15 protein-coding genes and 1 tRNA gene are annotated in these 17,257 nt (G+C 59.5%); 6 read left to right on the forward strand and 10 right to left on the reverse strand.

Annotated elements, in window-relative coordinates; genetic code table 11:
- Window positions 1–36 precede the first annotated feature (36 nt).
- From AB4N92_RS13080 to AB4N92_RS13115, 8 genes are all read right to left on the reverse strand, one after another.
- Window positions 37–2,925 carry a DUF927 domain-containing protein gene (locus AB4N92_RS13080; RefSeq protein ID WP_460130254.1) on the reverse strand — a complete coding sequence of 963 codons (2,889 nt, stop codon included), beginning with the start codon at window positions 2,923–2,925 and terminating at the stop codon, window positions 37–39.
- Window positions 2,922–3,194 carry a DUF3077 domain-containing protein gene (locus tag AB4N92_RS13085; protein WP_460130256.1) on the reverse strand — a complete coding sequence of 91 codons (273 nt, stop codon included), beginning with the start codon at window positions 3,192–3,194 and terminating at the stop codon, window positions 2,922–2,924. The genes AB4N92_RS13080 and AB4N92_RS13085 overlap by 4 nt, the downstream gene beginning before the upstream one ends.
- Entirely contained in the window at window positions 3,191–3,475 is a 285-nt protein-coding gene (locus AB4N92_RS13090) for a hypothetical protein (RefSeq protein WP_017846196.1), read from the reverse strand. Before AB4N92_RS13090 ends, AB4N92_RS13085 begins: the two co-directional genes overlap by 4 nt.
- Window positions 3,472–3,957 (reverse strand): hypothetical protein, encoded by a 486-nt coding sequence (locus AB4N92_RS13095; protein WP_133257337.1) that lies wholly within the window; start codon window positions 3,955–3,957, stop codon window positions 3,472–3,474. Before AB4N92_RS13095 ends, AB4N92_RS13090 begins: the two co-directional genes overlap by 4 nt.
- A gap of 47 nt (window positions 3,958–4,004) precedes the next feature.
- Window positions 4,005–4,310, reverse strand: a complete 306-nt coding sequence (locus AB4N92_RS13100) for a hypothetical protein (RefSeq protein WP_256823162.1) — start codon at window positions 4,308–4,310, stop codon at window positions 4,005–4,007.
- The gene (locus tag AB4N92_RS13105; RefSeq protein WP_082463571.1) at window positions 4,307–4,624 is read right to left on the reverse strand and encodes a helix-turn-helix transcriptional regulator; all 318 of its coding nucleotides are present in this window, start codon (window positions 4,622–4,624) and stop codon (window positions 4,307–4,309) included. Before AB4N92_RS13105 ends, AB4N92_RS13100 begins: the two co-directional genes overlap by 4 nt.
- Before the next feature lie 556 nt (window positions 4,625–5,180).
- On the reverse strand, window positions 5,181–6,416 hold the full coding sequence (locus tag AB4N92_RS13110) for a tyrosine-type recombinase/integrase (protein WP_460130261.1): 1,236 nt from the start codon (window positions 6,414–6,416) through the stop codon (window positions 5,181–5,183).
- A gap of 167 nt (window positions 6,417–6,583) precedes the next feature.
- Window positions 6,584–6,660 (reverse strand) — tRNA-Arg (locus AB4N92_RS13115).
- 371 nt (window positions 6,661–7,031) lie between these two features.
- Between AB4N92_RS13115 and gabD the strand changes: the two genes are divergently transcribed.
- The 3 genes from gabD to AB4N92_RS13130 all read left to right on the forward strand — a co-directional run bounded on the left by gabD (window position 7,032) and on the right by AB4N92_RS13130 (window position 11,280).
- A complete protein-coding gene (gabD, locus tag AB4N92_RS13120) occupies window positions 7,032–8,474 on the forward strand; it encodes an NADP-dependent succinate-semialdehyde dehydrogenase (protein ID WP_010214182.1) in 1,443 nt (480 codons plus the stop codon).
- Window positions 8,475–8,654: 180 nt separating this feature from the next.
- Complete coding sequence (gene gabT, locus AB4N92_RS13125) at window positions 8,655–9,932, forward strand: 4-aminobutyrate--2-oxoglutarate transaminase (RefSeq protein ID WP_236266970.1); 1,278 nt, start codon at window positions 8,655–8,657, stop codon at window positions 9,930–9,932.
- Window positions 9,933–10,071: 139 nt separating this feature from the next.
- Entirely contained in the window at window positions 10,072–11,280 is a 1,209-nt protein-coding gene (locus AB4N92_RS13130) for an HDOD domain-containing protein (RefSeq protein ID WP_010214176.1), read from the forward strand.
- A 2-nt stretch (window positions 11,281–11,282) separates the two neighbouring features.
- Here the strand turns inward: AB4N92_RS13130 and AB4N92_RS13135 are convergent, their stop codons facing one another.
- Both AB4N92_RS13135 and desA read right to left on the reverse strand, forming a co-directional pair.
- A complete protein-coding gene (locus AB4N92_RS13135; protein WP_010214174.1) occupies window positions 11,283–12,284 on the reverse strand; it encodes a GGDEF domain-containing protein in 1,002 nt (333 codons plus the stop codon).
- A 188-nt stretch (window positions 12,285–12,472) separates the two neighbouring features.
- Window positions 12,473–13,657 carry a delta-9 fatty acid desaturase DesA gene (gene desA, locus AB4N92_RS13140; protein ID WP_236266971.1) on the reverse strand — a complete coding sequence of 395 codons (1,185 nt, stop codon included), beginning with the start codon at window positions 13,655–13,657 and terminating at the stop codon, window positions 12,473–12,475.
- Window positions 13,658–13,823: 166 nt separating this feature from the next.
- Here desA and dibA point away from each other — a divergent pair, with 166 nt between their 5' ends.
- The 3 genes from dibA (at window position 13,824) to AB4N92_RS13155 (ending at window position 17,215) form a co-directional block, all read left to right on the forward strand.
- On the forward strand, window positions 13,824–15,737 hold the full coding sequence (dibA, locus tag AB4N92_RS13145) for a phosphodiesterase DibA (RefSeq protein WP_183703039.1): 1,914 nt from the start codon (window positions 13,824–13,826) through the stop codon (window positions 15,735–15,737).
- Window positions 15,738–15,948: 211 nt separating this feature from the next.
- Window positions 15,949–16,131 (forward strand): sulfur starvation response protein OscA, encoded by a 183-nt coding sequence (gene oscA, locus AB4N92_RS13150; RefSeq protein ID WP_003170956.1) that lies wholly within the window; start codon window positions 15,949–15,951, stop codon window positions 16,129–16,131.
- Window positions 16,132–16,204: 73 nt separating this feature from the next.
- Window positions 16,205–17,215, forward strand: a complete 1,011-nt coding sequence (locus AB4N92_RS13155) for a sulfate ABC transporter substrate-binding protein (protein WP_021491633.1) — start codon at window positions 16,205–16,207, stop codon at window positions 17,213–17,215.
- The last annotated feature ends 42 nt before the right edge of the window (window positions 17,216–17,257 follow it).

Consider the following 17,257-nt stretch of genomic DNA (forward strand, 5'->3'; position numbering starts at 1 on the left):
CAAGGTGAGCCTGCACTCCTCATTGCGGTGCCGTTCTTAGGCCGCCTGGGCGCCGTGATCACCTTGTTCGGGCACTGCGATAACCACATAGCAGCGTTGCAAGCCCAGTCCGGGTAGCCGTACTGCGGTTGAAGCTTTGCCGTCCTTTCCTGGCTCTAGAACACCCCTTCGCAAAAGCTCTTTGTTGACCGCACTTAGGTTCATGCCTCGGAAGATCTCGGAGCGCCATGCTTCCGGCAGGACGTAGTAGGTGTTGGTGGTGTGCAGGGCATCACCCATGCCGTGTTCCATCGTCTTGCGAAAGCCCAACCGATCAATCGTGCGTGGACCGTGCTCATCGATCTTGGCGGCGGCGGATTCCCAGCGGGTAAAGCGGCTTTCTCCAAAGCGTTCGATGACCTGTCTCAGCCGCGCCAAAATCGCATCACCCTCGAAGTTACCGGCGCCGCCACGCTCGGCTAGCCACGCATGCAGGCACACCCGTGCGGCGGTCGTGGCCGTGCCATCGGGCCAGCCGGTGACGCCGAAGGCTGTGGCCAACTCTCCGGCCGCTGCCGCGAGCCCGAATCGAAGGGCGGCACGTTGGGCTTGCCCACTGGCTGATGCGGGCAGGTTTTGCGTGATGAATTGCTCCACCGTGCGGCGAATGATCACCGACCACCTGAGCATTTCCCCAGGCGCACACAGAGCGTGCAAGAAGGCGGTGAGGGGTGTGCCGTAGTATTTGGCGACACGCGCTTTGAGCGCATCGGAGAGGGCGGCAGCGTCCTCAAAACCATTCAGCACATCGAACATGCCGAGGCCTTTGCTGGCATCCGCTGGCACGGCGAGCATGCGCACCTCCATACCGGCTTTCAGCTCCTTGTTTGCGTCCGCCATGTGCTGCGCCAACGTCTTCTCGCCGGTCGAGAGAAACAGCAAGCGCCACTCCTGCACCTGTCGGCCCGCTTGTCCTCGATCATTCGCCCGTGCTTTACCCGTGCCATTGCCGAGCATGTAGACCGTTTCGCCAATAATGCGAGGGTCGCACATGCCGATTTCATCCAGCACCAGGAGGCCGTCTGAGTGTGCAGCGGCGATGGACTCCAAGGCGTTATCGGTCGAGCGCCACGAACGCACCAGACGCGGCCCTCCATAGACCGAAGCAGCGACCTGCAAGTGGGTGGTCTTGCCGCCAGAGCTGTCGCCATACAGGTGGAAACCGCCCGACTCATGTCCGAGCAGGTTCAGCAAAGGCCCTGCAAACGCCACAGAAACGACAAATGCCAAGCGGTGGTTGCCAACGCACAGCGCGCCGATTTGCTGCTGCCACTGCTCCAGAGAGCCCGCCTCGCTGATCGGTGGCAACTGCGCACCGGCCTCATAAAAATGCAGGTGTTCGGCGTGCGAGCCGATCTGTTGTTCGGGCAATAGAAACGCCTTGTCGTGCCAGCCCAAGCGCGTTACCAAGCGTGCGCGCTGGGCGCTGTCGAAGCCGCCGAGATAACTCTGCAGATCATTGCGTGCGTTACGCCCGGATCGACTTCCTGCAAGGCGCAAACCCATGTCTACCAGTGGACCTAGTACGTCCTTGCCGAAGTCACCGGTCATGGTTCGGGCTGGAATGTTCCAGCGCTTTTTGGCGCCGTCCGGGTCATCGAACTCAACCAACAAGCCCCAGTTGTGGCCCTTGTCGTCGCGAGTGCGAGCGATGATTTCCAGAGGCGAACAGACGGGGCGCGCCTCGCCATCGTCACCGGAATAAAACACCCCTTCAGGCGTCAGGCGAAAGCCGCCTGGCAACAGATCATTTTTCGATTTCGCGGGGCGTTTGGCGGGCGCCTTGGCCGCCTGTTCTCGGGGTTCAGTTGGCTCAGCGGCACTGCCGAAAAACTCACCGCTGCGCACCAGCTCGGCGACGTGCCCAGCGGTCCAGCCTTTCGCTAATGCGTCTGCTGCATCGTCGCCGTCAGCCCATTTTCCACCTTTGACGAGTGTCGGCTTGCCTCCTTTGCTGCTGGGTTTGAGCTTGAAAACGTCGAGCGAGATTCGTTGCACTGACGCGGCGCCCAGCTCAATCAGCTTAAGCTCAACGGCGTCCATGCAGGTCTTGCCGCTGGCATCGTTATCCGGCCATAGCAGCACCGTTCGCCCTTTGAGTGGCGTCAGGTCGGCTTTGTGCCAAGAATTGGAGCCGTTCGGCCAGCACGTGGCTACGTGGTCGGGCATCAGTTCAGCGGCAGCGTCAGCAGCCTTTTCGCCTTCACATAACACCACTGGCGCATCGGCCCGCTGTACCAGTTCATCCAGGCGCAGTAATGGCCGAGGCTCCGGCAACCCTTGCCAGCGCCATTGTGTGGTTTGCCCATCGGAGCGCTGGCACCAAGTCAGCGGTGCAAAGACCTTTTGCGGCTTGCCGTCTTCATCTGGGCCCAGGTCGAAGCGATACAGCGCCATGACCGGTTGGCCCTGTGCATCGCGATAGATCCACACTTTGGACGGAACACCGTGTTGCCGGTGTCTGGCTGGGCACTTGTTCATGGCCTCGGCCGGGATCGGCTGAATCGCGATCCACTCCGGCGTTGCGCTCTTGGACGGTGCGTTTTTGGTAGTCGCAGAACCTGCGGAAACGCTGAGCAGATCCGCCAGCTTTTTACAGGCCTCAACGTCGGTGCCGCCGTCGATGTAGCGCACCAAATCGATCAGGTCGCCGCCCTTATCGCCAGTTGCAAAATCTGCCCAGGTGCCTTTGCTCAAATTGACCTTGAGTGAGCCCGCACGTTTGTCCGTGCGCGTGGGATTCGGTGCGGTGTATTCCTTGCCGCCATCAACACGTTTCCCGTTTGGCAGCCAGTGAGCAAGCACACGGTCGATGTTCTTCAGCGCAGCGCTTTTTACGTCGGCAAAGCTGGGGTGTTTTGAGGTGTTGCCGGTGCGCGGAGTCATGGTGTACTCCTCGACTCAAGCAATGCCTCGTTCACGTCGTCGATCAGTGCCTTAGCCATCTCGCCGAGGTAGAACGCAGGCCAACTAAAACGCTCGCCTGCATCGCTGATGGCGGCGTCGAGGATCAGTTGATTGGCGTGGTGCAGAATCTGGGAGACGGCCTCAAGTGCGTCTTCCAGCGGGATACCGGCATTCACCCGAAATAAGTTTTGGCCGTTACCGTTGGCTGGGGAAAACTCGGGGTGCCCAAGCGTGTTGGAGTGAGTCACAGCGCACCGCCTTTCTGGCCCATCGGCACAGAGGAGGCATCACCGTACATGGTGAGTGTTTTGATTAAGCCCAAGGTGCCGCGCACGTCCCAAATAACGGACGACAGCACGCGGTTGGAGAGTAGGGGTTTATCTCCGTCTAAGTGGTCTTCCAGCAGCATTAGAACTGAGTCGGCACGGTCGAGCGCACAGGTGATCGCGTCGATAGGCAAACCGGCTTCGGCGTCCTGGCTGACGCAGAGGAGATCCTCGGGCAGTGCAAAGCCTGGGAGCATGCTCATTGAGCACCCCCTGCGGCTTCCAGGGCGCGAGCCTTGGACATATGGGCGTTGTAACGTGAAAGGCGTGTTGCGAGGCTGGAGTTGGCGTGTAAAGCGGCGAGAGCCATTGCTCGATGAGCAGCAGCGCGAATTTTGGACGGATTGAAGGCGTGTTTCATCTGTGTAGCTCCTTGATTTGAGGAGCTGCCACGTTCGTTACCAAGCGAATGGGTGGCAGCTGTGCGCAGGTTGGTAAACCGGGAATCAAGGAACCCGGCAGGCACGAATGCCTCCCACGCACAGCCGCCATAACACGTAACTGCGGGCACAAAAAAAGCGCCTGCAATCGTAATGGGGGCGCTGTTGCGCCTTGATTTCGTCGGGTTACCAAGCCCGGTCGCTGAATTTGCAGCGACAGCCAGAGAGTAACGCCCGTTTTTTGAAAGTGCAACTGTGCAGATCACTTGCGGATTTTTTCGATGCGGCATAAATTGATCAGGCATGTAGATTTACCTCAACGCCTCCGGTTGCCGCCGGGGGCGTTTTCGTTTCAGGCATGGATGTCCCAGCGCAGGGAGACAAAGGGCAACAGGTCGTCTTCGAGGCACGCGCGCGCATCCTCGTAGGCATCGATTTGTTGGCCTTCGTCGACGATGATTGCTTGAGGGGCTTGGCAGGGAACTGACAATGCGCACCAGATGCCATCTCTCCATCGCATAACCATCACGTCCCGGTTCAGGCGTTTTTGCTCTGTGCGGTAACGTTCAAAACGCTGCATACCGCGTGATGAGAATCCGACAGTTCTGAGTACAGAAAAGGGCTGCAAAATGGCGTTGTTAGCGGCTCGATTTTTCATGCCGCCACCCTGTCTCGAGCTGCGATTCGTGCACGCGTCCAATCTAAAACTTCAGCCAGTACCCATGCGACGGGAGCGCTACGTGCGCTACTACCGCTTAGTTTTACTGGAATTGGGAAGCCGCTATCCGCTTGCTGCATAAGTTTGTAAATCGTTGGACGTGCTAACCCGACTATGCCCATTACTTCCGGCATACGGATCAGAATCGCTGAAGGATCTGCAGCAGGGTGACTGGTTCGCTTGGCGCTCAGATCGCTCGTTTCGTAAGAGCGGATTTCGGTGGGATTTGCGTACTTGCGGGTATGGTCTTTCATGGATAACCCCTGGTTATGGATACAGGGGTATCTATCTATACATTTATCTAGACGAAGAAAACCACTTTTCCCCTAGACCGATCAATGTGTATTCAATATGGGGGCAACGTAGGGTGAACGCGGCGGTTTAGTAATTGCGCAGCTAGCACTGTTCGATCAGGTGGCAGGCGTCAGCGACCTGTCCACGGCAGAGATCATAGAGCGGTTGCGCTGAGAGAGATTTGAGCAGACCGGTGGTTAGCGCCGAATGCAGTAGGGTTTGGCGATCAGTCATTGCCAAGTGTCTCCTGCGCTGTGTAACCGAAAGTCCCACGCCCTGCGCTTGAAGGGCGGAGCCAGCGAAGGTAGCTTGGTAGGCTCGGGTGAAAAGCGGCTGCCCGCAGCACCCGAGCGCTGACTTTTGCGTTACACGTTGGGGCTGCGTTACATCGGATGTACGCTATGTCGCTCAACTGTGTAACGGGTGTGAAAGCCAATGAAATCGGGTGCTTGGCGAGTGGCGTTACACGAGTAACACCCGTTACACCGGTTTTGTAGGGGGGCTGGGTATGTGCTCTCATACTGCCTTTCCAAATTGGCCCTGCACCACATTTCCACTCAATAGGGCATCAAGATGATCGGCGTACCACTGCATCATCACTCTACGCTGAGGCAGGTACACCGCTTTGTTATAGACCCCGGCAATACCCTCTTTTGCATGAGAGAGCTGGGCCTCAATGTGATTCTCATCGAAACCCTGCTCATTGAGTATGGTGCTCGCGATGTGACGAAAGCCGTGGCCTGTTTGCCGACCGGCATATCCCAGTCTGCGGAGCGCCATTAGAAAGACGGTGTTACTACGAGGGATTGTCCTGTCTTTCCTGCCTGGAAATAGGAGAGGGTACGCACCTGTAAGTGTTCGTAATTCAGTGAGCGCTTCGATCGCCTGTCGAGAGAGGGGCACCACATGTTCGCGACGACGTTTCATTCGCTCGGCTGGGATCGTCCATAGCTTTTTGGAGAGATCAATTTCTGACCAGCGTGCTTCTCGGATCTCGCTCGGGCGCGATGCTAATAAGGAAAGCAAGCGAAGCCCTATGCGAACGTCCTTTGCGTGAGGGTAGGAGTTGATCGCCCGAAGTAGTGCAGGCAGTTCTTCAATCGAAACGTGTGCATAGTTTTCAGCGCTACGTGATTGCAGGAATTTGCTGAGACCTTCAAGGGGGTTGTGGACGGCTCGTCCTGTTACGCGGGCCAGGTCATAGATCTCTTTGCAAAAGGCGCGAACTCGGCCCATTTGTTCAATGATCCCCTTCTGCTCCATGCTACGTAGAAACTCCATCCATTCCAGGGGCAATATTTCCGTGTACACGCGCTTGCCGAAGACAGGGAACACATGAAGCTCCAGTGCTCCCAGTACTCGTCGGGACGTACCTGCTTCCCAGCTTGTGCGTCTGGCTTCAAACCACTCACGGCCTAACGCCTCAAAAGTGTTGTTGGCAGCAACCTGGTCGGCAACCTTGCGAGCTTGCTTGCTCACTAATGGGTTTTTGCCGGTCGATGCGTCTTCCCGCAGTTGAGCTGCTTTCTGTCTCGCCAATGAGCCACTGATATCGGGGTAGCCGCCGAGGCCCAGCCACGACCATTTCCCGTCTGGCTTTTTGTAGCGCAGCTCCCACGATTTTTGCCCGTTAGGTTTCACTCGGAAGTACAGGCCATTCCCGTCCTGCTCACGATACGTAGCGTTCTCCGGCTCCAGCCCTGCAAGTGTGGTGTCTGCTAAGGGGCGGCGTTTGATTTCAGTGCGCTTCACTGCATGTATGCCTCCAGTTATAGGAATCTCAAAGCATACACGTGGGCATACACGGCGGGAAGTTATAGGGGTAGACAGGGATGGATAGCCAGAAACAAGAAAGCCCGCACGGGGCGGGCTTCTTGGGGCGTTTTGTAGACTGTCTGAGACAGCCCGAGACTGCTATATGGTGCACCCGGCGGGATTCGAACCCACGACCCCTGCCTTCGGAGGGCAGTACTCTATCCAGCTGAGCTACGGATGCTTGTGCGGGCGACATCATACCCATGTCGACCTTGGGCGTCCATGCTGGTCTTTGGGCGTTCATGTGTAGGCATTTGCCGTACAGAGGCCCTAAGCCGGGCGCTACCGATCAGGGCGGGGGAACCCGGCTCGGCGACGCTGATCAGATAAATCTGCTAAATGCGCCGTTTTCGTTCTTTTTTTCGAACAGACTATTGCCCTGTACCCCCATTGATCCTAGGATTCGTTTGAGATTTCAAACGCTCTGTCTCCCGTGCGCTCCTTCACTTTTCTTGCGCGCTGGGGCTGATTTCCCTGACGGCAGCCCACAAGGCGCCTTTCAACAACTCTAATTCGCTCCGCGTGCGCGCGGTGCTGTTAAGGAAAGCCGACATGCAGCTTAAAGATGCCCAGTTGTTCCGCCAGCAAGCCTTTATCGATGGCGCTTGGGTCGATGCGGACAACGGTCAGACCCTCAAGGTCAATAACCCTGCCACGGGCGAGATTCTCGGTACTGTGCCAAAGATGGGCGCCGCTGAAACCCGCCGCGCTATCGAAGCCGCTGACAAGGCGCTACCGGCCTGGCGTGCACTGACCGCCAAGGAGCGCGCGAACAAGCTGCGCCGCTGGTTCGAACTGCTGATCGAGAACCAGGACGACCTCGGCCGCCTGATGACCCTGGAACAAGGCAAGCCGCTGGCCGAAGCCAAGGGCGAGATCGTTTACGCCGCTTCCTTTATCGAATGGTTTGCCGAAGAAGCCAAGCGCATCTACGGCGACGTGATCCCTGGCCACCAGCCTGACAAGCGCCTGATCGTGATCAAGCAGCCGATCGGCGTGACCGCGGCGATCACCCCGTGGAACTTCCCGGCGGCGATGATCACCCGTAAAGCCGGCCCGGCCCTGGCCGCCGGTTGCACCATGGTGATCAAGCCTGCTTCGCAAACGCCGTTCTCGGCACTGGCCCTGGTTGAATTGGCGCACCGTGCCGGTATCCCGAAAGGCGTGCTGAGTGTGGTCACTGGCAGTGCCGGCGACATCGGCGGCGAGCTGACCAGCAACCCGATCGTGCGCAAATTGTCCTTCACCGGCTCGACCGAAATCGGTCGCCAGCTGATGGCCGAATGCGCCAAGGACATCAAGAAAGTCTCCCTGGAACTGGGCGGCAACGCGCCGTTCATCGTGTTCGACGACGCGGACCTGGATAAGGCCGTCGAAGGCGCGATCATCTCCAAGTACCGCAACAACGGCCAGACGTGCGTCTGTGCCAACCGCCTGTACATCCAGGATTCGGTGTACGACGCCTTTGCCGAAAAACTCAAAGTGGCCGTGGCCAAGCTGAAGATCGGCAACGGCCTGGAAGAAGGCACCACCACCGGCCCGCTGATCGACGAAAAAGCGGTGGCCAAGGTGCAGGAACACATCGCCGACGCCCTGAAAAAAGGCGCCACGTTGCTGGCCGGTGGCAAGGTGATGGAAGGCAACTTCTTTGAGCCGACCATCCTCACCAACGTGCCGAAAGACGCTGCCGTCGCCAAGGAAGAAACCTTTGGTCCGCTGGCACCGCTGTTCCGCTTCAAGGACGAAGCCGAAGTGATCGCGATGTCCAACGACACCGAGTTCGGCCTGGCCTCTTATTTCTATGCCCGCGACCTGGGCCGTGTGTTCCGTGTGGCTGAAGCCCTGGAATACGGCATGGTCGGCGTCAACACCGGGTTGATCTCCAACGAAGTGGCGCCGTTCGGCGGTATCAAGGCTTCGGGCCTGGGCCGTGAAGGCTCCAAATACGGGATCGAGGATTACCTGGAAATCAAATACCTCTGCCTGGGCATCTGACCAGCACGAGTTTGCCGCAAACGCAGAGGGCACGAGAGCGCTGTCCCTTTGCGTGTTTCACCGCGTAATTCGTAGTGGCCGGGAAAGCTGTGGCAGTCGATCATCGCATGCTGCCGTAGTTGCCTCCCCGCCACGTATTCCTTGGACCACGCCACCCGATGAGTGGCGAATGAGGACTTTATGAGCAAGACCAACGCATCCCTGATGAAGCGCCGCGAAGCCGCTGTACCACGCGGTGTTGGCCAGATTCACCCGATCTTCGCCGAATCCGCGAAGAACGCCACCGTGACCGACGTTGAAGGTCGCGAGTTCATCGACTTCGCCGGCGGTATTGCCGTGCTGAACACCGGCCACGTGCACCCGAAAATCATCGCGGCCGTGACCGAGCAACTGAACAAGCTGACTCACACCTGCTTCCAGGTTCTGGCCTACGAGCCTTACGTGGAGCTGTGCGAGAAAATCAACGCCAAGGTCCCCGGTGATTTCGCCAAGAAAACCCTGCTGGTCACCACCGGTTCCGAAGCTGTCGAAAACGCCGTGAAAATCGCCCGTGCTGCCACCGGCCGTGCTGGCGTGATCGCCTTCACCGGGGCCTACCACGGCCGCACCATGATGACCCTGGGCCTCACCGGTAAAGTCGTGCCTTACTCGGCAGGCATGGGCCTGATGCCAGGTGGCGTGTTCCGCGCGCTGTTCCCGAACGAACTGCACGGTGTGAGCGACGACGACGCCATCGCCAGCATCGAACGCATCTTCAAGAACGATGCCGAGCCGCGTGACATCGCCGCCATCATCATCGAACCGGTGCAGGGTGAAGGCGGTTTCTACGTCGCGCCCAAATCCTTCATGAAGCGCCTGCGCGAACTGTGCGACAAGCACGGCATCCTGCTGATCGCCGACGAAGTGCAAACCGGTGCCGGCCGTACCGGCACCTTCTTCGCCATGGAGCAGATGGGCGTTGCTGCCGACCTGACCACCTTCGCCAAATCCATCGCTGGCGGTTTCCCGCTGGCCGGTGTGTGCGGCAAGGCCGAGTACATGGACGCTATCGCGCCAGGCGGCCTGGGCGGCACCTACGCGGGTAGCCCGATCGCCTGCGCTGCGGCCCTGGCCGTGATGGAAGTGTTCGAAGAAGAGCACCTGCTGGACCGCTGCAAGGCTGTCGGCGAGCGTCTGGTGACCGGTCTGAAAGCGATCCAGGCCAAGTACCCGGTGATCGGCGAAGTGCGCGCTCTGGGCGCAATGATCGCGGTTGAGCTGTTTGACGACGGCGACACCCATAAGCCAAACGCCGCTGCCGTTGCCTCCGTGGTGGCCAAGGCGCGTGAAAAGGGCCTGATCCTGTTGAGCTGCGGCACCTACGGCAACGTGTTGCGCGTACTGGTCCCGCTGACCTCGCCGGACGAGCAGTTGGACAAAGGCTTGGCGATCATCGAAGAGTGCTTCTTCGAGCTGTAAGCGGAAATTGACCTGATCGACAGAAAAAACCCGCTTCGGCGGGTTTTTTTATGCCCATTGCCGCACATTCAGGCCGTGTTCATTGTACCTGGGCGTCTGCATTGTCTAAGGTTGCAGCATTGCCGATGGAGCGTGCTGGATGACTGCTGTTGATTTACCCGCTGTACCCCGCGTGTTGATTGCCGAGGCGGACCCCTGGTCGCGGGACCTGCTCAAGCAGGTGTTGTTGAATGTGCGCTGCGACGCGCGGCTGGATGTGTGTGCCGATGGGCAGCACGCGGTGACGTTGCTGCGAGAAAAAAACTACGATCTGATCCTGGCCGATTGGGAGCTTCCGGGCGTCGATGGTCTGAGCCTGCTGCGCAACGTGCGCCAGCAGCGCCGCTCGCCGGCGTTGCCGTTCATTCTGCTGAGCAGCCGCAATGACAGCGCCAGCGTGCGCGAAGCCTTGCCCCTGGCGCCCACGGCGTACCTGACCAAACCGCTGAACATGGAAGGCCTGACCCAGCGCCTGCAAGACCTGCTGCTCAACGAAGGCGAAACGGTGTACTGCGAGGTTCCGCCGCTGGCGCCCGGCATGACCTTGCCTGTGTTCCTGGAGCGCCGCCGCGAAGCGTCCGATGGCGCACCCTTGCGAGTCGATGTGAAAGCCGCCGTGCAACACAGCCTCGGCCCCGATGGCCTGGATCTCAAGCGCCTGGAGGACCAGGTGCGCATGGACCCGCAAATCACCGCCGTGCTGATCGCCGCCGCCAACAGCGCCGGCCATCACGGCACACCCGTGCAAACCTTGCCCGCTGCCCTGCATAAGCTGGTGCCGGGGCAAAGCATGAACCTGATCCTCGGCCTGGCGCTCAAACACAACGTGGTGCTGGGGGACCCGGCTTTGGTGGCCTATGCCGAGCGCCACTGGCAATTGTCCCTGGACACCGCCGACTACGCTCGGCGGCTGGCGCGCATGCTGGAGCTGGACCACGAACGCTGTTACAGCGCCGGCATCCTCCATCGGCTCGGCGACCTGGCGCTATTGCGCTGCCTGGAAAACTGGCGCCAGGGCGGTGGTGCGCTGGATGACGAAGCGATTGGTGAGTCTCTCTACACCTTTGGCGCGGCCTATGGTTCAGCGCTGCGCACGCGTTGGCGTTTGCCACTGGAACTGCGCCAGTTGATCGCGGCGATTTATGCGTTGGAGGGCGGCGTGTATGCCCGGGAAGCGCTGGTAGTGAACCTGGCGGCGCAGATGGCGCGTTTGACTGAGCATGAAGGCTTGGAGGAGCTGGCCAGAAGCAAGACTGCGCGATTGCTCAGGGTCGGGTTGGCGGAATTGACGCGGATCCGCAAGGCTTAGCGTCAGCCGGCCACCACGCGGTTCTTGCCCAAGCGTTTGGCCTCGTACATGGCGGCATCGGCGCGGGCGAACAGGCTGTCCAGGGTCGAATCTGCCTCGGTGAGGCTGGCCAGGCCCTGACTGATGGTCACGCTGAACGCCTGGCCCTCATAGCTGAAGCTCAGTTCCTGAATCTCCCGGCCCAACCGCTCAGCCACTTGCAAGGCCATCTCCGGCGCGCAGCCGGGCAGGACGGCGGCGAACTCTTCGCCGCCAATGCGTCCGAACAGATCACCACGGCGCAATACCCCGCGACCGCTCTCGGCGATACGCCGCAACACTTGATCACCCTCCAGGTGGCCGTAGCTGTCGTTGACGTCTTTGAAGTCATCGATGTCCAGCAGCAGGAAGGCCAGCGGTTCTCCTTTGGCACAGGCCGTGTCGAAGGCCAGGTTGGCGCACTCGAAGAAGTGCCGGCGGTTACTGCTCTGGGTCAGCACATCGGTGGTGGCCAGGCGATGCAGCTCCAGCTCCATCTGTTTCTTTTCGGTGATGTCTTCGGCCATGCCCACCACGATCAACGGTTCTCCGGGCTCGACCCGCTGGTTGATGTAGCATTTGTCGCTCAACCAGCGGATCTGCCCGTCAGCGGTGATGATGCGGTACTCACGGTCCTCCACGGCGCCCCGTTCCAGCACGCGGGCCAGGCTGTGTTCGGCATAGTCGAGGTCTTCGGGGTGAATGCTGTTGCGCCATTCCCGATGATCGGCCAGCAGCAGGCCGGCAGAGCGTCCGAACACGCGCTCGTAGGCCGGGCTTACGTAGAGCACCCGGCGCGTTTCCCAATCCATGGCCCAGAGCACGGCGTTGACACTCACCAACATCGAACTCAGCAGTTGTTCCCGCTCGCTCAACCGCTCGACTTCACCCTGGGCATGCACCAGCGCCAACAGGGTCGCAGCCGCAGCCGGACGCGGATGTTCAGCGGTGGGAGGATCGGGCAAATAAGGATTTTCGTGAACCATCGGCACAACTCTCTCTGGGCGCGCCGCAGGCTGGAGCAGCGGTCGCTACAAGGGGCCACCATGATGGCGAAGTGTTCATTGAGAGAGGGTAATTGCGGTGAAGTTCCGTCAATAGTGCCGATTGCCGGTGCCCGGTAAATGACGCCAAAAAGCTGGTAGGTGGGAGAGCAAGCCCTCCCACCGCACCATCAGACTGCCGCAGGACGCAGCGAATAAGTCTTCAATTGGTGAGCGAAATCCCGCAGGGACTGGATGCCGCTGGCCTCGGCTTCATGCACCCATTCCTTGATGGCCGCCAGCATATCGTGGCCATTGGAACTGGTCTTGAGCCAGATCTGCTGCAGCGCCAGGCGCTTTTCGTAGATCACTTTCAGCGCGTGGCTGTGTTCCAGCATGTTCTGGATACGCAGGTGATGGCGGTCATCGAGCAAGCTGGTTTCCCGCGACAGCAAGCGCTTGGCACGATGGAACTGGTGACGCACCGAGTGATCGACCTTTTCCAGCTCCTGCTTGACCAACGGGCCAATCACCAGCTTGCGGTACTGGGCCATGATCTGGAAGCGGTTGTTGAGGATCGCCATGGCGGTGTCCATGTCCAGGTGGCCCTTGCCTTCCACGCGGTGGGCGATGGGCGCGACACGCTGCACCTTGGCCAGGCGCAGGAAGCTGAACACCTTGATCCAGGCCCAGCCCAGGTCGAACTCCCACTTCTTCACCGACAGCTTGGCCGAGTTGGGGTAGGTGTGGTGGTTGTTATGCAGCTCTTCGCCGCCAACGATGATGCCCCACGGCACCAGGTTGGTCGCCGCGTCACGGCATTCGAAGTTGCGATAGCCCACGGCATGCCCCAGGCCATTGATCACGCCAGCGGCCCAGAACGGAATCCACATCATCTGGATGGCCCAGATGGTAATGCCGATGGTACCGAACAGCAGCAGGTCGATCACACCCATGATCGCCACGCCCAGCAGCGGATAGGGGGTGTAGATTTTGCGTTCGATCCAGTCATCCGGGCAGTTCTTGCCGTAGATGCGCAGGGTCTCGGGGTTTTCGGCCTCGGCGCGGTACAGCTCGGCGCCTTTGCGTATCACGGTGGACAAGCCTTTGATGACGGGGCTGTGCGGGTCGTCGACCGTTTCGCACTTGGCGTGGTGCTTGCGGTGGATGGCGGTCCACTCGCGGGTGTTCTGCGCCGTGGTCAGCCACAGCCAGAAGCGGAAGAAGTGTTTAAGACCGGCATTGAGCTCCAGGGAGCGATGGGCGGAATAGCGATGCAGATAGACTGTGACCGCAACGATGGTCACGTGGGTCATCAACAGAGTGACCGCCACCAGTTGCCAGGCTGACAGGTCAAGAAAACCGTTGTACCACATAGGCTGTATGGCCCTCAGATAAAGAAAAGAACAGCTCACGCATTATCACTCAGCCTACAGAGAAAACCAGCCGCGCTTTCAGATAGGAGTGACTGGATGTTTCTTATTCTATAATCCGCAGTCTTTGTAGGGCGACTCTGTCTTTTTGGTAAGGATTACTGACCATATGCCGTTTTCATACCGGGGTGCCCTACGTGCGGGGCTGGTATACCTGTTGATTTCCGTTCTGTGGATTGGCGTCACTCAGCGCGTATTGATCGAGTTTCTCGATAACCAGAGTGAGTTGAACCAGTGGCTGCAGGTGCGCGGCTACGTGTGGGTGACGCTGAGCGCCTTGGCGATCTACCTGATCTGCGCCCGGTTTGCCCGGGCCAACCAGCTGCAACAGCCTTTGAAAGAAAACCGCGAACGCTTGCGCCAGGCTGCCGCTGTGTTCGATTGCACCCGTGAAGGGGTGTTGGTCACTGACACAAAGGGGCTGATCGTGCACGTCAACCGGGCCTTCATGGAAATCACCGGCTACAGCCGCGAAGACGTCATGGGCCGACAGCCCAGCCTGTTCAAGTCCGGTCGCCATTCGTCGAATTTCTATCAGCAGATGTTCCAGAGCCTGGAGCGCACCGGCGAGTGGAGCGGTGAGATCTGGAACCGACGCAAAAGCGGTGAAATTTATCCCCAGTGGCAGACCATTCGCGTGATTCACGATGATCAGGGTCAGGTCAGCCATTACGTCGCAGTGTTTTCCGATATCAGCGCCATCAAGGACTCCGAGCACGAACTGGCTCACCTGGCCCATCATGACCCGCTGACCGACCTGCCCAACCGCCTGTTGTTCACCGACCGCGCCGAACAGGCGCTGGCCTCGGCGCAAACCCACAAGCGTGGCTGCGCCTTGTTGTTGCTGGACCTGGACCACTTCAAGATCATCAACGACAGCCTCGGCCATAACGTCGGCGATCAGTTGCTCAAGCTCGTCGGCGAACGGCTCAAGGCGCTGTTCGGCCCTGGCGTGACCTTGGCGCGCCTGGGGGGGGATGAGTTCGCGGTGCTGGCGGAAAGTTGTCCACAGGTGGCTCAGGCCGCGGGCCTGGCGCAGCGCATGCTGGACGCGATGAAGCAGCCCTTCATCTTTGACGGCCACCAGCTGTTTATCAGCGCCAGTATTGGTATCAGCCTGTTCCCCAGCGACGCCCTGAGCGCGGAGCAATTGCTGCGTAATGCCGACTCAGCGCTGTTCAAGGCCAAGAGCGCTGGCCGTGAAGGCTACGCCCTGTACACCGAAGAGCTGACCGCCCATGCGCAGAACCGCGTGGAAATCGCCAGTGAGCTGCGCCGTGCCCTTGAGCAGCAAGAGCTGTGCGTCTACTACCAACCGGTGCATGACCTCAACGACAGCCGCCTGATCGGCGTCGAAGCGCTGGTGCGCTGGCAACACCCGGAGCGTGGCCTGGTGCCGCCTGGGGAATTTATCCCGATTGCCGAACGCACCGGGTTGATTGCCGATATCGACGCCTGGGTGATGAACCAGGCCTGCCGACAGATGTGTGATTGGCTGGCGCAGGGTACGCCGCTGAGTTTTATCGCCATCAACGTCTCCAGCCGCCTGTTTGCCCGGCGCGAGTTGTACGAGCAGGTGGCCCAGGTGCTGCACGACACCGGCCTGGATCCGGCTTTCCTGGAGTTGGAAGTCACCGAAAGCGCCGTGATGGAGGACCCGGAGGTGGCGCTGGAGCAACTGCACCGCCTGCGCGAGCTGGGCCTGCGCCTGGCCATCGATGATTTTGGTACCGGTTACTCGTCGCTGTTGCGCCTCAAGCGCCTGCCGGTGCAGAAGCTCAAGATCGACCAAGGCTTCGTCGCCGGGTTGCCTTGGGATGAAGACGACGCGGCGATCGTGCGCGTGGTGATCGCCCTGGCAAAAAGCATGGGCATGCAGGTGCACGCCGAAGGGATCGAGCAACTGGAGCAGGCGCGTTTCCTGCTCGACCAGCAGTGCGACCTGGGGCAGGGGTATTGGTTTGGTCGACCAGTGCCAGCGGGCGAGATCGATTGGTCGAAAGCACCCGCCATTCGAGAGTGAAAGGCGGCCAAAATGGATCTTCTCAAGGCTTTATTTTCGGTGCTCGGGCACCGAACCCGCGCGCAACCCCACGTCACACCAGAAAATTCTTTCTGGTTATATAAACATTCTTAAATAGTATTTTTAAGAATATCTGCGCTTATCTACTATCGCTCTCACGCCGCAAGCAGTGCCGCCACTGCAAGGCACTATTCATTTAAGGAGCGAGACCATGAGCGCCTCTCTACGTAGCGTCGACGGCCAGGACGAAGCAGCCATTTTGCGTGAGATCCAGAGCGCGTTGCGCGATCTGCGGTTTGGTGCGGTGGAAATCACCGTGCATAACGCGCAAGTGGTACAGATTGAACGCAAGGAAAAATTCCGACTGCAGAACCCGGGCAACAAGCCGAGCTAGGCAAGAACGGCGATTCGCATGCTAGACCCGCAACTATAAGAAAAAGCCAACACCCAGAATTTCAGGAGCTTCTATGTCGTCGATTCGCCGTTATGCCCTGGCCGCACTGGCCAGCGCCGTGTTTGCAGGTTCCGCCGTTGCCAAGGACTACGAGTTGCTCAACGTCTCGTACGACCCGACCCGTGAGCTGTACCAGGACTACAACGCGGAGTTCACCCAGTTCTGGAAACAGTCCCACCCAGGTGACAACGTCAAGATCCAGCAATCCCACGGTGGTTCGGGCAAGCAAGGCCGTGCCGTGATCGACGGCCTGCGCGCCGACGTGGTCACCTTGGCCCTGGCCGGTGACATCGACGAAATCGCCAAGCTGGGCAAGACCCTGCCGGAGAACTGGCAGACCCGCCTGCCGGACGCCAGCACCCCGTACACCTCGACCATCGTGTTCCTGGTGCGCAAGGGCAACCCTAAAGGCATCAAGGATTGGGGCGACCTGATCAAGAAAGACGTGTCCGTGATCACCCCGAACCCGAAAACCTCCGGCGGCGCCCGCTGGAACTTCCTCGCCGCTTGGGCCTATGGCCTGAAAACCGGCGGCAGCGAAGCCAAGGCCCAGGAATACGTGAAAGAGCTGTTCAAACACGTCCCCGTACTGGACACCGGCGCTCGCGGTTCGACCATCACCTTCGTCAACAACGGTCAGGGTGATGTGTTGCTGGCTTGGGAAAACGAAGCCTTCCTGGCCCTGAAAGAAGATGGCGGTGCTGATAAGTTCGATATCGTCGTGCCTTCCCTGTCGATCCTCGCGGAGCCGCCGGTGGCCGTGGTCGACAAGAACGCCGAGAAAAAGGGCAACACCGAAATCGCCACTGAATACCTGAAGCACCTGTACAGCCCGGCTGGCCAGGAGATTGCGGCCAAGAACTTCTACCGCCCACGCGATGCAAAAGTGGCCGCCAAATACGCCCAGCAGTTCCCGAAACTGGACCTGGTGACTATCGACAAAGACTTCGGCGGCTGGAAAACTGCCCAACCGAAATTCTTTAATGACGGTGGCGTGTTCGACCAGATTTACACCGCGCAATAACGCAATCTGGCGGCGCACGCTTTGCCCTGTGGGAGCTGGCTT

The organism is Pseudomonas sp. S3_A09 (assembly GCF_054668065.1).

Bases quoted from the DNA above. Each gene is read 5' to 3' on its own strand.
- AB4N92_RS13080 (WP_460130254.1), bottom strand. From the start codon at position 2,925: ATGACTCCGCGCACCGGCAACACCTCAAAACACCCCAGCTTTGCCGAC.
- AB4N92_RS13090 (WP_017846196.1), bottom strand. From the start codon at position 3,475: ATGAGCATGCTCCCAGGCTTTGCACTGCCCGAGGATCTCCTCTGCGTC.
- AB4N92_RS13095 (WP_133257337.1), bottom strand. From the start codon at position 3,957: ATGCCTGATCAATTTATGCCGCATCGAAAAAATCCGCAAGTGATCTGC.
- AB4N92_RS13100 (WP_256823162.1), bottom strand. From the start codon at position 4,310: ATGAAAAATCGAGCCGCTAACAACGCCATTTTGCAGCCCTTTTCTGTA.
- AB4N92_RS13105 (WP_082463571.1), bottom strand. From the start codon at position 4,624: ATGAAAGACCATACCCGCAAGTACGCAAATCCCACCGAAATCCGCTCT.
- gabD (WP_010214182.1), top strand. From the start codon at position 7,032: ATGCAGCTTAAAGATGCCCAGTTGTTCCGCCAGCAAGCCTTTATCGAT.
- gabT (WP_236266970.1), top strand. From the start codon at position 8,655: ATGAGCAAGACCAACGCATCCCTGATGAAGCGCCGCGAAGCCGCTGTA.
- AB4N92_RS13130 (WP_010214176.1), top strand. From the start codon at position 10,072: ATGACTGCTGTTGATTTACCCGCTGTACCCCGCGTGTTGATTGCCGAG.
- AB4N92_RS13135 (WP_010214174.1), bottom strand. From the start codon at position 12,284: ATGGTTCACGAAAATCCTTATTTGCCCGATCCTCCCACCGCTGAACAT.
- desA (WP_236266971.1), bottom strand. From the start codon at position 13,657: ATGTGGTACAACGGTTTTCTTGACCTGTCAGCCTGGCAACTGGTGGCG.
- dibA (WP_183703039.1), top strand. From the start codon at position 13,824: ATGCCGTTTTCATACCGGGGTGCCCTACGTGCGGGGCTGGTATACCTG.
- oscA (WP_003170956.1), top strand. From the start codon at position 15,949: ATGAGCGCCTCTCTACGTAGCGTCGACGGCCAGGACGAAGCAGCCATT.
- AB4N92_RS13155 (WP_021491633.1), top strand. From the start codon at position 16,205: ATGTCGTCGATTCGCCGTTATGCCCTGGCCGCACTGGCCAGCGCCGTG.